A 15,011-nucleotide genomic window follows, 5' to 3' on the forward strand; every position below is an offset into this window, starting at 1 on the left:
TTGGTCGTTAAACCGGCTAGGCGGCTCGAAATCTCATCTTCGTCCTGCTGCTTGTCTCTGGCGGGTTGCTCTCGCTTAAACGGAAGGCTTCGGCTTTGCGCGGCACCTCGGACTCCTTAATTGCTAATTGTTCCTCGAAATGCTGAGGAGGCTCCGGGAGGGAGAGGAGCCGCAAGCACCCTGTTAGCCGAACGAGGGTTCCGCCCATTGATCCCGTTGACCGCAGGCCCGGTTGGCGGGCGACGTTGCGTTGACCGTGCTATTCGCGCACTTTCTCTTACACGGCGAGCTCATGGCCGAGCAGGCGTGGACCTATACGGATCGGAGATTGCAGCTTGGGCAGCGTGTCCCCGTTAAAATTTCCTTCAGTGGAGCTGGTCCGGTTGTTTCCGCGTTTCGATAGTTGGGGCCTTTGGGATTAGGCTGCATACCTAGCGGCAGCGGGGTGAAGAAGGCTTGATCCGGCGTGCTGCCGTCAAGACGACTCAAATGGGGCGCCTGCTGTTATATATAGCCGATCGAGCTGCGCGCCCGGCTGACGCTGTCATAGCAGGCACATCTCCTCGTATTTGACGCTGCGCCGGAGCTGTCCGACAAACACGTTGTCCCGCCATGAGCCCACGCCGTCCATGCTGATCGCGATGCCGTTGTCGGCGAGCACGCTGGAAAAAAGCTGTCCAGTGAACTGAGAACCCTGATCCGGTTCAAGATGTCTGGCGTGGCCAAGGCATCCTCCAGCGTGTCGAGGCGGAAGGCTGCTTCCATGTGAGTGACAGTCGCCACGACAGAACACGACGTGTTGCGCAGTCCAGCACCACGACGAGATAGACGAAGCCAATCGCCGTCAGGATGTAGGTCATGTCCATCGCGCAGACCTGGCTCGGTAGCGTAATCTCAATGAGGCGCAGCAGATATGGGATCTTGTGGCCGGGCTCGGGTCTGGTGGTGATAGAGCGCCTCTATCCCACCGCCACATCAGAGTCTTCACGTGCCGGCGGCCGATCTTGCACGCTCGTAGCGAGCAGGCCTCTCACCATTCGCGAACCGGCGAGGGAAACTCCAGATGCAACCACCGCATGATCGCGAGATCGGCGTGCGGCACCGGTCGAAGGGACCCGGAGAACTCCAACCCGACCTAAACCCGCCGATACATCGTTTCTGGGCTGTCGTTGATCCCTATGGACGAATTTCTCGAGGCGTTGAACTTCATTCCAGCGAGTACTCGTGTGCCTACCGGTCGCCCCGGCTCGGAAACATGCCGATGTCACTGTGAGGAGCACCCATCCGAACAACAATCGATGGGCTTGAATCGGCCGTAGCGTCAGGTTGTACAACACGACAACGGCATATCCGCGAAGCATTGGCCAATGAAACAAGCCTCTCTCTGTCTTGTACTATATTCTGTTTTCGGTTGCTTGGGCTGAATGAGATTTCGCTCGCGGACTCAACGCGGCGCTACGATTGCGCCACAAGCGGCACCGATGGAGAGCCGACAGGCGATCGGAATGGGTGCATCATTGTCAGCCTTCAATACACCTGCCGCGTTGCCGATGGTCTGTTGAAGGACGCGGGGTAAAGTCGGAGCGCGCGTTCCGAAAAAGGACACAGACGATGTCAGAAGTCTTATGGCGGGAGGATGGGGGGATCAAACTGGCTGGTTCATCGCCGAGGGGCAGCGGATCGGTCCGAAGCACTGCACGTTGGAAGGCCAGGAGCTGGTTGCCTGCACCTCTGATGTTCGGCTCATTCACCAGTCCAGCGCAGTGGTGGAATGTCGCCTGACGCTGAAAACGAACATGAACAGCTGAATCGGCTTCGCTGTACTGCGGATTAGAGGACGGGCAAGAGCCGCATACGAGGTTTCGACGCGGATAACCAGTGACCTGCCACTTTTTGGCGATATGTGGCCTGCAATTCCAGTGAGGCACCCATGGAATGGTTAAGTGGAGCTTGCACGCGATGGCGCGCAATTGGCGAATGCGGCAAGCATTCGTGAGAAAGAATTAAATTCGACATAGCACGCGCATGGAAGTCGAGACTGATTAGCTCTACTTGGAGTGTGTTGGGGGCACGAGTCCCTCCGCTAAGGCATTGTCATTGGCGGTGCTTGGCCGGCTTTTCGAGAAGAGACATGTCACGGCGCTCACCGTATCGTGACATTCATTGCGAGCGGATGCCCGCCAAGTCGCCATAAGTAATCCAATCCGCTATATTTGGCGGCGATGTTGATGTTCTAGTTATTAAACAGATCCCAGTTCACGTTGCACCGTTCTTTTGGAAAGCGTATCCCGAAAAACGGGTGATATAGCCCGTTGTTAAACCGCAGCGGGAATTGTTATCGCGCGAGATGACATCGATCTTCTGCTTCGCGATGCGCACCTGCTCCGTATGTGACAGGCGAATGAAACCGGCACAAATCGATTTGGTTATAACGCTTAAATCGCATGTTGAATTCTACATAACTTATGGTAGAGCTCCTGCTTTCGCGCCGATTGATTAAGACCGCGAGTTATCCGTTTCGTCCCTACAACCTCGATTGTACCTGTTGCGGACGCGTGAGGAATCACTTTCCTAAGAATATCTTCAAGCTTGGTTCGCGGACAAAACGAACATTTCTCATCGTCGAAAAGAAAGCTGGTTTCGTTTCATGGACTGGACATCGATTGATAGTATGATTGCGATGTAAGAACGAGGTAATTGATCATGTTGCACGTCGATCCCGGCACCATTGCCCGCCGACTTCGTCGTCTGATCAGAACCGATGCAAGACTCGGGGCTGTACGCGACTGAGCAGGTCACACGATGGTCGTGCTCCGTAGCCGACCACCGGTTTTGGCCTTTTGTGGCGGCTGCTGCGGCACATTGCGGCCGAGTATGGTGCATCACCAGACCGACTTCGTTGGCTTCTGTCGTTAGTCCCGCGACCAAGTTATTACGCAACTTTGTTTAGGCATCACGATAGTGAGAGAATGAGCATGAGTAACATGACGGATAGCATTATCCCGCGAGCGGATATCGTCAAATCCGCGGCCCGGCTGGGTGCCGAGATCAAGAACATCAGGCTATCGGACGAATTGTCCGACGAGGTCATCCGGGCCATTAGCCAGTTACTCCTCGAGCACAAGGTCGTCTTCTTCCGTGATCAGGGACATCTCGATGATTTCGAACAGCAGCGCTTTGCCTACAAGCTCGGCTCGCTGATAACGCGTACGACCAAGCAGGCATCGATCCTGGGAATGGCGCCGGATCGTCGGAGCGGTCGTGCCGACCAGATGCATACGGATGTCGGTGACGCATGTCCGAAGATCTCGGTGCTGCGCGGCGTCGTGATCCCGCCTGATGACCGTGACACAGTTTGGTCAAGCACTGCGGCCGCATATCTTGATCTTCCGGAGGCGCTGCGGATGCTGGCCGACCACCTCTTGGCGGTACACTGCAGCGCTTATGATTACATCGTGAGAAGGCACTCCGCCGAGACGGACGCAAAGCAATTTGACGATGTCTTCACCGGAAGCATCTGCGAAACCGTGTGTCCCGTTGTTCGCATCCATCCAGAGACGCGCGAGCGCTTGCTCGTGCTCGGAGATTCCGTGCAGAACTTCGTTGGCCTCGAAAAATATGTTAGCCAAAAGCTGTTTGAGCGCCTTCAATCCTACCTCACCTCGCCCGAGAATACCGTAAGATGGAATTGGAAATCGGGCGACGTTGTAATCTGGGATAACCGGGCGACCGAGCGCTACGCCATCAAGGAAGCCAGTGACCGAGATCAGCTGGAGAGGCGTACCGCTATCGGTGGCGGTGTGCCGCTCAGTATCGTTGGTCCTCGCAGCTTGGCGCGCACCAAGTCGAAGCCGCAGGCGGACAAGGCTGCCTAGTTTGGGTCACTCTCTGGTCTATCGCGATAGAAGGAAGTGATCTGAAGTGGGCGTCATCAAAACTTTCGTGCGCGCAATGAGACGTTGAGTAGCTGATGCGTACACCTTGGTCTGTTGTTTACCGACATTCGCGACGTTATTCGACTGAAGCTCAAATGGGTTCCGCATCACGGCGCCACAGGCATCCAGATTGTTGGTACTTCTCATGTTCGGCTGCGAGACCACCGCCCTCTTGCGTGCAGTTCTAAATGAAGTTTGCAATGAACTCTCGGTTCGCGAGACCGGCACCCGAACGCACGTAGCTTCGAGAATCCTTGAAGCCGCGTCACGAGGAGAGACGTCCGTTGAGGTCCTCGCAGATTGGTCAGACGGCGTTGACCCGCGCTCCGGACGATGTGGCCCCAGAAAGGCTCCCACCGTGTTGATCCGCCAGCCGTGGTTAGGGCGACGAGCTCACAAGAAATCAACATGGATTGACCTGCCCCAATCCTTCACCGATATGTGTGTGAAAAAGGCGAGCCATCGCGGGACTGATCCGCAGCGACGGTTGACCTGAGATCAGGCAATTCGCGGCCTGCAAGGTAGAAGAGGCCAACGCATCAGGTGGCTAAAGCGAACCTCTACTTAGTCGTTCGGTAAGTCAGCCGCGGCGAATGATCGGCGGCCGCTATGAGTGGGGTCAGGATGAGCACCAATGAACCCTCAGCCAAGCGAAGATGCGGCGGAAGTTGTGTCCGACGGCGGAGAAGATGACGTTGGCGGCATCTCCAGCGCGGCCCTTGAGATAGCCGCGGCCGATGTGGATTTTCAGTCTTCATCTGTCCGATGATGGGCTCGATTGCGGAGCGGCGGCGCAGCTCGCGCCTAATGGACCGACGCGACGGGGTTTTTTGCGTCGTGGCCGCCCGACATAGGGCCGCCCGATCGGACAGCCCGTGTGCGCCTAGGGGTGGTCAATGACGGCCCGCAAGGTGTGACCGTCATAGGGATTATCGGGCAGCGAGCCGGCATACAACACGGATAGGTCGCCGGGAGTCCGGCGGTTGTTGATGACGCTAGAGGCCTGTACGCCGAGCTCATAGGGCGCGGCGGCCTTGCCTTTGCCGATGCAATCCACCTTCGGGGCATTGGGAATAGAGCTTCCATTCGCGGTGGCGCTGCTGCTGCGAGCGGGTCTGACTGGCCCGTCCAAGGGGAAGTGCAAACCCCTTCTCCAATGCCGGCTGATCTTCGATCTTGGTGGGATGTCGTGGATGATCCGGCCGAGCCGGCTGCGCAGGATGCGCAACTGCCGCTGAAGCCGTTTGAACGTAAGCGTCGTTCTCAGGCCACGACCCTGAGCGCCGGGCAATGGGATCGGCCCATGGCAGCAGATCGTCGACTTGGCTGTTGGGGTGAGCGTTGACGATCTTTGTGATGACGTCGGCAAGGTACGCGTGAGGTTCGATACCCGTGAGCTTGCAGGTTTCGATCAGCGAGGCGATGATGGCCCAATGCTCGCCGCCGCGGTCGGAGCCCGCGAAGAGTACGTTTTTGCGATTTAGGGCAATTGGCCGGATCGCGCGTTCGACGACGTTGGAGTCGATCTCGATGCGGCCATCGTCGAGGAAGCGGGTCAGGCCCTCCCAACGCGAGACCGCATAGCGGATCGCTTCAGCGAGTTTTGTCTTCTGACTGATCAGAGCGAGCTTGGCGCGCAGCCAGGGTTCAAGCTCATCGATGATGGGCCGGCTCCGCCGCAGCCTGGCCTCGTGCCTTTCCTCGGCGCTGCTGCCACGGATGTCGCTCTCGATGGCATAGAGCCCGCGATGCGTTCGAGCGCCTCGCTGGCGATCGGCGCCGGGCCGGCCGCAGCGAGTTCGTAGAAGCGTCGGCGCCCATGGGCCTAGCAGAATGCCAGTCGCACGTCGCCGCGCTCGGCGAGTACGCGATAGCCGGCATAACCATCGACCTGAAGGGTGCCCGTGAACCCAGCGAGATGGGCGATCGGCCGCTCCGCCTTGCGATCGGGCGCGTAGACATAGGCCACGCCGGGCGGGTCGGCGCCACCCCAGGGGCGATCGTCGCGTGCGTAGGCCCACAATTGGCCGGTCTTGGACTTCCCGCGCCCGGGATCGAGCACCGGCGCCGTCGTCTCGTCGGCGAACAGCTTGGCCGAGCCCTTGGGCCTGGCGAGCAGACGCTCGTGCACAGGCCGCAGCAGGAAGGCAGCGCGGCCGACCCAATCGGCCAGAGTCGAGCGATCGAACGTGATGCCCTGCCGCGCATAGATCTGGGCCTGTCGATACAGCGGCAGATGATCGGCGTATTTGGAGACGAGAACCTGCGCCACCGTCGCCTTGGTCGGCAACCCGCCCTCGATCAGCCGCGCCGGCGCAGCCGCCTGCACCACCCCGTTCTCGCAGGCGCGGCAGGCATATTTGGGCCGACGCACAACAAGCACGCGGAACTGGCCGGAACGATATCGAGTCGTTCGCTGACATCCTCGCCAATCCGATGCAGCGCATTACGGCAGCACGGGCAGACATGATCGTCGATGTCGACCACCATCTCGATGCGCGGCAGATGCGCCGGCAGCGATCCACGGTTGATGCGGCGCTTGGCGGCGTGGCTTGCCCGCTCGGCTGGCGCCGCCGCTTCGTTCTGGGCCTCAGTGCTCGCCGCCGTCTGCTCGGCTTCTTCGAGGCCGAGCAGCAATTGATCTTCCGGCAGCGTCTTGGCCCGTCGGCCGAAGCGGTGACGCTGCAACTCCTTGATGATTTGCTCCAGCCGTTCGGCGCGCGCACGCTCCGCCAGCAGCATCGCCTTGAGCGTGCCGGGATCGTCGGGAAGCGTGTCCGTCGTCGCCATATGGCGCGATTACATCATGTGCTGCAGCCGTTGCGAGCGTTTCGATCGGACTGATTCACTCTGTCGCAGATCAGCCTGGCTGCACCGGCACCGGGATCTCGCGCGCGGCGTGAACCCGTCGCCAATCGAGCCCTTGAGAACTCCGCAGCCGACAGCCGCATCACCCCATCCTGCACGTTCGGCCAACGGAACTTGCCATCCTCGAGCCGTTTGGCGAACAGGCACCCTCCCGTGCCGTCCCAATAGATCAGCTTCACGCGGTCGGCCCGTTTCGCCCGGAACACATAGATGGCGCCCGAGAACGGATCGGACTTCATCGTCTCGCGCACCAGTGCCGCCAGACCCTCGGCACCCTTGCGGAAGTCCACCGGCTTGGTTGCCATCATTACCCGCACCGCGCCGGTCGGACCGATCACGTGCCGACCTTCAGCGCCCGGATGACCACCGCGACCGTCTTGGCGTCAGCGCCACGGCCGACCCGGACGCTGACGCCTTCGATCTCCACCTCGATGATTCCCGAGGCCCGATCCACCGGGCGTGCCCGCTGGCGCTGCCGCCGGCGAGCTGCGCCTTGCGGCAATGCCGATTCCACCACCGCAGGCACGAACTGCGGCGCCGCGGTGGCAGCGTCCGCCCCAGCAGGCTGCCGTGCCTGGCGGCGTCAAGTGAACAGTTGCTGCGGCGCAAGCCCATGCCGCCGCGCAACTTCCGACACCACCGCACCCGGGACAAGCGTCTCTTCAATCATCAGGGCCTTGTCGTCTGCCGAGAACCACCGGCGATGGCCCGTTCCCGTGATAACCTCAAGCCGGCGCGCCGTCGTTGCCTCCGGCTTAAGCGTATGGTCAAGCGTAGACACAACACGATCTCTCCGATTCAGAGATCGTCACACTCGCGGATCGTAATCTTCAGGAAAAGGTGCGGTCAAAACACCGCTTACGTTTGAACTACTTGGCATCGAGCGTAACGGCCCGCCATCATCGCCGCCAGGATTGCCGCAGTCTGACGCCGCTGCCTCGCCAGGCGGTTAAGCCCCTGGACCGCCGCATGCAGCAGCTTGGCGTCGGTCGGCAAGCTGATGGCCTTCGGCTGCACCGTGGTGTCGACGGGACTCGCTTGAGGTCCTGATTGCGCAGCGCGCCGGCCTCGTTGCCGCCCGCAGGCTGTCGACCAGCAGCAGTTCCAGCTCGTCGCCGAGCCGCTTGCGCCCACGGCTCAGGGGCGAACGCTCGTTCGGGAACTCGTGCTGGAAGAACTTAATGCCGTTGAAGTTCGTAGATCCAGTGCTCGCAGACATCCTCGTCGGAGAGGCCGCAAATGTGTTTGTGCAGCAACAGCCCGATCACGAACCGGCTTGCGATCCCAAGCCAACCCTCCTGGCTGTAGAGCGGTGCTATCTCGCGATCGATCCAGTCACAGTCGATCTTGCCGCCAGGCCGCAATAGCTCGCTTCAAGCTGATGATCTGATCCAGTCTGGCGCGACGCAGATCCCATTCCTCCCTCGCCTCCGGTTCTTCGGTCGGATCGCTCGCCTTCGCTGCGAGCGCGTAAATACGGCTGGCCTCGAAGAAATCTGAAAACGAAATCCCAAGCTTTTCGGCCTCCCGACGCCAAAAGCTTCCCCAGCAGAGCCAAAAACAGAATTTCACTCAACGGCTTGGGTGCTTCTTCGCGGACGACTCAGAAATTTCGTCCGCCATCGCGTCCAGCAATCCGACCCGGGCACCTTATGCTATTGATTGGGCAAATTCAGATATCCGGCAAACCAGAAAACCATCCTTTCCGTTCATGCGATCGACAATCTCGCAAAAAGTCGACCCTTCGAACAGATCCTTATACCTGTCGCGGAGAAGGTTGCCCAAAAACGTGCCGTCGCTCAAAATCCAAGCAGCAGAGAGTAACGTCGCCATTTGGGAGAAGAACATTGCGATGCTGTCGTTCGTCAGGACAAATCAGTGCTCCGGCGATCGGCTGTCTGCTTCAACGATCTTAGGATTGACGCTTCTGCTCCTGCTGCTCAGCGGAGAAGAGCGAATCAGCGCTTGGTCGGGAATTATCTCGACAAGGTCAGGATGGACCTCCCAGAACGATGAATAGCAACGATGAGATGTCTGCGGCGATCAGTTGACGCATCAAATCGACATAGTTGCGCCTGACTAGATGAAAACGCAGTGGCAGGTCACAAGACCCTAGACACCAGATTTTGGCCTCAAACGCCCAGCAGATTTTACTCGCGAACTATAGATTAACGTTACTAGCACTATTTTTGCAGATTTGTTTCCTGCGGCTTTCACGCGTGCGCCTTCTGCAGTAAGGGCATCGCTGAGTTGGCGTCGACGAATGGGATTGAAGGGTGGCGAGGCATACCGTCGGTAATTTTTCTCTCCACGGCGATGAAGGCCTTACCCCGATCGCCCCGTCAAACTAGTCAAGCCGAGTTCTTCAACGGCTGATGAACCTGCTCAGCAACTCCTTCGTGGCCAAATTGGTCATCCGTGAAGAATGTGCGGATTGACCTGAGAAACAAGCAGAATTGGTCTCGATATAGTATTCGATTTTGCAGGAAAGCGGGGTATTGGGCCGCGCTTTCTTGCGTTTTGGGATTTTGCTTTCGAGCGATTCGTGATTCCCTGACGGCCTCGTCGACATTGGGGAATGCGATGAGCAAACCGCGGGATGGTCGCCAGAAAGACTTGTTGCTTCCGGCTCTTGATCAGATCATCGACATGGGTCATCCGCTGGTGCGGTTGGCGGCGCTGATCGACTGGAGCATCCTGAATGAGCGCTTCAGTGCGGTTTGCCAAGCAGGGTCGGGGCAGCCCGGTTTGCCGACGCGGCTTGTCGCTGGCCTGTTCATTGTGAAGCACATGCACAACCTGTCAGATGAGGTGCTGTGCGCTCGATGGATCGAGAATCCCTACCACCAATACTTCTGCGGCGAATTGAGCTTCTGCCACCGTCTGCCGTTCGATCGATTGTCGATGACACGCTGGCGCCAGCGGCTTGGCGAGGAACAGCTCGTCGCGTTGATCCACGAAAGTCTGTCAGTGGCGCACAAGACTGGCGCCATCGTTCCAAAGGAGCCGGAACGGGTAGTCGTCGATACCACGGCGCAGCCGAAGGCGGTTGCGCATCCGACCGACGCGTGGCTGATGCACCGGGCAATCATCAAGCTGGTCGGGCTCGCCAAGCGCGACCATGTGCCGCTGCGCCAGAGCTATCTGCGCCTTGCCAAGCGCGCCGCCATTATGGTCGGCCGCTATACCCACGCCCACCAGTTCAAACGCGCCCGGCGGCAGCTCACTTCCTACGGACACGGCTTGGCCCGATCATCCGCGACATCCGCCGCAAGATTGATGGCGATACGGTGCTGGAAGCTCGCTCCGACCCGTTGCTCGGTTTAGCGCAGCATGTGCGCAGCCAGGATCAGCATGAGCGCGGTCCAAAGGTCTATGCTTTACATGCTCCGGAGGTCGAGTGCATCGGCAAGGGTAAAGCCCACGCGCCCTACGAGTTCGGCTGCAAGGTCAGTCGTGCTCCACGCCAAAGCCCTGCGTGGCAATCTCTTCGATGGGCACACGCTCGGTCCCGTGATCGCCGATATCGGGAAGCTCACCGGCGTGGAGGCTCGCCGTATCCACGTCGACAAAGGGTATCGCGGTCACAATCACCCGCATCGGTTCAGGGTTTAGATCCCGGGTCAGGTCCGCCGCGTCACAGCTTCCATCCGTTACGAGATGAAGCGTCGCGCGGCTGTCGAGCCCGTCATCGGCCACGTCAAGGCCGAGCACCGCTTGGATCGCAATTATCTCAAGGGACGCCTCGGCGACAGGATCAACGCTGTCTTCGCAGCAGCCGGCTACAACTTCGGCCTGCTCCTGCGATGGCTCGCAGAGCTTGCGTGTCATCATCCGAGCCTCATCGAAACCGTCCGGGCCCGAAGCATCGCTTGACCCTGGAGCCGCGCAAGTTCTTCACGGGCGACTAATTGTGGCACCTAATGTGCGCAGACCTGTCGCGGCCGGTATGTTGGCACATCAACTTTAAGTAGGGTCTAACCCCGCCGGCGAAAATGACGGGACTACGAGTAGCTCGGTACTGTCCTGACCATCAAACCGGCTCCTCAACTCCTCGCCGGTTAGCCAAGAAAGCCAATTGTCCTCCACAATATCCTCGTCCACCAGCTGTAATACCGCCCCGCCTGCTTCATGATGTGGCATATCGTCGACGCCCTTATCGAGAGTCGAGCGCGCTACAAGCGCACATAAGAAATCAGGAGCCCACATGGCGAACGAAACGCCGTGTGTTATTCGTGTTATGATCTTGCGAATGCCCTGTCCCCTGAGGTCTCTGCGGACCCAAAGGTCCCCGTGATAGGCTACCTTCCCAGTCATCTTTTTCGCGGTTGGTGCTGTGCAAATACACCGGTCTTGAGGATGTGCATGTCTGGTAGGGTCAGCGTAGAACGCCTTCAAGGATTCAAGATGTTCTGCAAAGTTGCTGTGCGAAAGCCGATACAGTCGAGCAGCCTCCAAACCCGCGACATCGTTATTCTTATCGACGCCTATGATCCAATACCCCTCGCCAGCCTCAACTCGCGAGCGATCTGATCGAAAATTCGGATTTGTCCGCTCCTTTGCCGGAGTGGTGCGAGTGATCAAATTATATTCATGAAAATCGAACCCTATAAAAAACCTGATGCCTTTTCGAGCGGCGACGTCTTCATGTATTTGAAGGCAGCGCGAGACGCGCAGCGGATTAACGATGCCCTTCATTGCTGCACCTTGTCTTATCGTGATGGATCCAAGTTTTACCTACTATAGTAAGAAGTATCGCATCGACTTGCAGAAGCGGTGTTGGCGCGTATCGGGATTGAGCGGGGCAGAGCGTTCTTGAGCCGGGTCGATAGGGCTGCCCTTTCGGCGTCAGAGGAGGAGCGTTCTTGTGAGTGTCCATTCGATTCCCCGTGAATCACCATTCGTTTTGGCGACATCGGCGATCACGGCCGGGGCCGAATGGACGACTCCTGAAAGTTCACATCTAGTTAAGCTCGAAAAGCTTCCGTGGTGCACACGTTAACACCTCGACGCCGGACTCGGTTACACGAAAAGTCTCGCTGATGACGTACCCGAATTCTTCGTCAATCATCCAGTTACCTAAATGCAAATGGAAAGTCATATTCGGCGCCAGTGCCGTCATGTCCCCTTCCCTGATGCTGGCGGTCCGCTCCACCCAATCGATGCCAACGGGGTAGCCACACCGCGATTCTTTCTTGACTCCCAACTTCTCAATCGTGCGATGGATTGCTTCGGCGACGTCACTGCAGGTACATCCCGCGTGGACCATGCCCAGCGCGGCCTCCAGGCCGGCGAGCTCGGCCTCATGTACGCGACGAAGGCGGTCGGAGGGCCGACCGATTGAGAAGGTGCGACTGATCGGGGCAGTGTAGCCATGGCGCACGCCGCCGACTTCGAGATTTATCTGCGAACCTTGGTGAAAGACATCCTCGCTCCATGTGATGTGGCTTGTTCCCGTGCGCGGAGAGGAGCATAAATAGGGAGTTTCGATCATCGTTCCAGACTTGCCATTTGCGCCGCGCACCAGCGTTGCCAAGACCTCCGCGATCGCATCAGCTTCCCGAAGCCCGGGGCGTATCACTTCCGCGGCACGCATGATTCCGGCATCTGTGATAGCGGCCGCTTCCTTCATGACGAATATCTCGAGATCCGACTTAACCATTCGGATCCAGGTTACGGCGCTGGTGCAGTCGACAATCGTCGCTTGCGGCAGCCGCAGCTTGAACTTCTCCGCTGAAAGCGCCGACATGGCGCCAAGCTCGAGCCCCACGCCGCGGTTTGCAAGACCAACCTCGAAAAGGAAATCGATCAAAGCATCGTAGCCATTCATACCAGAATTGCCCACAAGAGCTTCGGGATAGCCTACTACCTTGTCGCGCTCGATGAAAGTCTGATGCAGGGCTGCGGGTACATCCATTTTACGCAAGATGAACGTCGGCTCCTGTTTGTGGATCGAAACCACTAGCCCTTTCGGGTCATTCGGCGACTTCGCGGTGTAGCCTGTGAGGTAAGTAATATTGGATCCGTCGGTTACGACGAGCGCATCAACCTCCCGGCGTGCCATTTCTGCTTTCACCGCGGCAAGCCTGCGCAGGTACTCTGTTCGCGGGAATGCCTGCAGCCCTTTTCTGATCGTCATTATTTTGGCTCCATCGGATTTAACCTCGGATGCTTTGTGTTGAAATTGGCATAATCGAGAGAAGAGGGCGTCATCCGAAACGTTATTGCAGATCTGCTTCGCGAAAGCGAGGCTCTGGACAACACTGCCCGCCTACCAGATATGAGGGGTCGCTCGATGCTCAAGCGCACGAGCGACGAGATGTGCCACTCCCGCCACTTCGCACGGATCGCCGCCTTCAGATCAAGCGTGCCACGACGCGCTCTGCATTTTGTTGCTCCGGCTTCCATGGCGCACTTCGCGCGGTGTTCCGGCAAATCGCCGGAGAGCTTGATATTTCTGATTTCAGCTCCGATGCGCGCTTGACGATGTCTGCATGGGGATGACACTTTGATCGAAGCCGTTTCACTTATGATGGTATTCTCCATTGCGATTCTTCGCCAGATAAAGCTATTCATGCAACGCGAGATCGGCCGGGAGGCAGATCGCGGCCGATCCGTGCCAGGCCCCATGGAACAGCCCGCTTGACTCTCGCTGGCGTTCCCCTTGCGTGCCCGCACCCTATAGAAGGGGCCGATCACACGCGAAAAAGCGTCTTGGCCCATAACTTCAGTAGTCGCTTCGGTCAGCTTCGTTGGGATTAGCGGAGGCGATGTCGCTGTTTCCAAGCACTAGGTGGTGTGGACACTTATCGCATCCATAAGACGATGGCAGCGAGGGTGACGACGGCACGGTAGTTTCGGGCGGTCTTCTCGAAGCGGGTTGCGACGCGGCGGAACTGCTTGAGTTTTGAGAAGCAGCATTCGACGAGATGGCGCTGGGCATAAAGATGCTTGTCGAGCGGGTATTTGATCGCACGTGACGGATTGTTGGGAATGACGGCCATCGCTCCCTTGGCAGCGATGGCTTGGCGCAAGTGATCGGCATCATAGGCCGTATCGGCCATGACGACCTCGGCGGGCAAGCCGTCGATCAATGCGGCGGCTTGCGGTGCATCACCCTTCTGACCTGCGGTAAGCATGAGCCGCACGGGACATCCCAAGCCTCGAACGGCCATATGTATCTTGGTGCTCAGGCCCCCGCGCGAGCGGCCGATCGCTTGATCTTCCACTTGATCTTCAGACCCCCTTTTTGGCCCCGGCGGCGTGCTGATGCGCCCGAACGATGGTGGAATCGACGATCAGATATTCGAAGTCCGGATCATCAGACATCGCCTCGAAGATCCGCCACCAAACACCCTTGATGCTCCATCGACTGAAGCGCCGGAACACGCTGTTCCAATCTCCAAACGCCTCTGGAAGATCACGCCAGGGAGAGCCTGTTCGTACGATCCACAGCACACCTTCCACGAACATCCGGTTGTCGCGCCCGGTGGAGCCTTTCTGATCGGGGCGACCTATGATGAGCGGCGCCATCCGTTCCCACGCCGCGTCGCTCAACACCAAACGGTCCATCACACCCAAGGCGGCCTCCCAAAAAGAAGCCTTGAATCTGATTTGCTCCTAAAAGGGAATCCTTAGAGTCCACACGACCTAGGTGCGAAACGCCTGGAGATGGGCGGACTGGTAAGGTGACGTCGCTGACTCTCATGGGCGTGCCTCGTGCTACCACCTTTCTTGAGCAAACACCGTTCCAAAGCATCACACCGTTCGTTTACCGGAGGAAAACGCTCATCCTGGCACCCACAGCGCAGCCGCCTGCCCGACATGTCGTTGTATTATCGCAGATACGACGACCGCAGCTCGACATGCGATTTCACCGCCGGCGCAGCGACCCGTATTTACGCATAGACGTCGGGTCCTGGGTTCAATCGACTGAGAATCTCGTCTTGCCTTGGAACTGCGTAATCGCTCCGAACGCGTCCCGCGCGTCGTCCTGGTATTGTGACCTAAGCACTGCGACGGAACGAAGACGATGAAAACGAGGACAATGTGGCCCATCAGTCGCTACGAAGGAATTGTGCAGTAGGTTCTTGGACTGTTTGGTAGCGGGTTCCGCTACATCGGGAGCCGTCTTTTCCTCCGACCTGTCAACCGCGGCATAGGCACGGTCGACGCTCTCTGACTTGAGCCGAGATACATAGCACGTAG

At 58.5% G+C, this 15,011-nt stretch carries 6 protein-coding genes and 7 pseudogenes; 3 read left to right on the plus strand and 10 right to left on the minus strand.

Features of this window, described 5'->3' with window-relative positions; genetic code table 11:
* Positions 1–435: 435 nt before the first annotated feature.
* A pseudogene (locus IVB26_RS06445) lies at positions 436–1,108 on the minus strand (transposase); the annotation flags it as partial.
* Between the two features lie 1,861 nt (positions 1,109–2,969).
* On the opposite strand from IVB26_RS06445, the gene IVB26_RS06450 reads away from it, so the two are divergent.
* Positions 2,970–3,875: a TauD/TfdA dioxygenase family protein gene (locus IVB26_RS06450; protein WP_247971030.1), complete on the plus strand. Its 906-nt coding sequence runs from the start codon at positions 2,970–2,972 to the stop codon at positions 3,873–3,875.
* Positions 3,876–4,080: 205 nt separating this feature from the next.
* Positions 4,081–4,264 (plus strand): annotated as a pseudogene (locus IVB26_RS06455) (hypothetical protein); the annotation flags it as partial.
* Between the two features lie 290 nt (positions 4,265–4,554).
* Here IVB26_RS06455 and IVB26_RS06460 read toward each other — a convergent pair.
* The 6 genes and pseudogenes from IVB26_RS06460 to IVB26_RS06485 form a co-directional block, all read right to left on the minus strand.
* Positions 4,555–5,184, minus strand: a pseudogene (locus IVB26_RS06460) (IS5/IS1182 family transposase); the annotation flags it as partial.
* A gap of 49 nt (positions 5,185–5,233) precedes the next feature.
* Positions 5,234–6,725, minus strand: a pseudogene (gene tnpC, locus IVB26_RS42905) (IS66 family transposase); the annotation flags it as partial.
* Between the two features lie 14 nt (positions 6,726–6,739).
* On the minus strand, positions 6,740–7,141 hold the full coding sequence (gene tnpB / locus IVB26_RS06475) for an IS66 family insertion sequence element accessory protein TnpB (protein WP_458309333.1): 402 nt from the start codon (positions 7,139–7,141) through the stop codon (positions 6,740–6,742).
* A gap of 245 nt (positions 7,142–7,386) precedes the next feature.
* The gene (locus IVB26_RS43385; protein ID WP_354107941.1) at positions 7,387–7,473 is read right to left on the minus strand and encodes a transposase; all 87 of its coding nucleotides are present in this window, start codon (positions 7,471–7,473) and stop codon (positions 7,387–7,389) included.
* 203 nt (positions 7,474–7,676) lie between these two features.
* A pseudogene (locus tag IVB26_RS06480) lies at positions 7,677–8,251 on the minus strand (IS5/IS1182 family transposase); the annotation flags it as partial.
* Positions 8,139–8,375 carry a hypothetical protein gene (locus IVB26_RS06485; protein WP_247973405.1) on the minus strand — a complete coding sequence of 79 codons (237 nt, stop codon included), beginning with the start codon at positions 8,373–8,375 and terminating at the stop codon, positions 8,139–8,141. The gene IVB26_RS06485 and the pseudogene IVB26_RS06480, both read right to left, overlap by 113 nt.
* Positions 8,376–9,386: 1,011 nt before the next feature.
* Between IVB26_RS06485 and IVB26_RS06490 the strand changes: the two are divergent.
* Positions 9,387–10,679, plus strand: a pseudogene (locus IVB26_RS06490) (IS5 family transposase).
* A gap of 90 nt (positions 10,680–10,769) precedes the next feature.
* On the opposite strand, the gene IVB26_RS06495 reads toward IVB26_RS06490, so the two are convergent.
* The 3 genes and pseudogenes from IVB26_RS06495 to IVB26_RS06505 form a co-directional block, all read right to left on the minus strand.
* On the minus strand, positions 10,770–11,501 hold the full coding sequence (locus IVB26_RS06495) for a hypothetical protein (RefSeq protein WP_247971032.1): 732 nt from the start codon (positions 11,499–11,501) through the stop codon (positions 10,770–10,772).
* Between the two features lie 265 nt (positions 11,502–11,766).
* Positions 11,767–12,942 (minus strand): M24 family metallopeptidase, encoded by a 1,176-nt coding sequence (locus IVB26_RS06500; protein ID WP_247971033.1) that lies wholly within the window; start codon positions 12,940–12,942, stop codon positions 11,767–11,769.
* Between the two features lie 667 nt (positions 12,943–13,609).
* Positions 13,610–14,384 (minus strand): annotated as a pseudogene (locus IVB26_RS06505) (IS5 family transposase).
* Positions 14,385–15,011: the final 627 nt, after the last annotated feature.

Source organism: Bradyrhizobium sp. 195, from assembly GCF_023101665.1.
GTDB lineage: Bacteria > Pseudomonadota > Alphaproteobacteria > Rhizobiales > Xanthobacteraceae > Bradyrhizobium.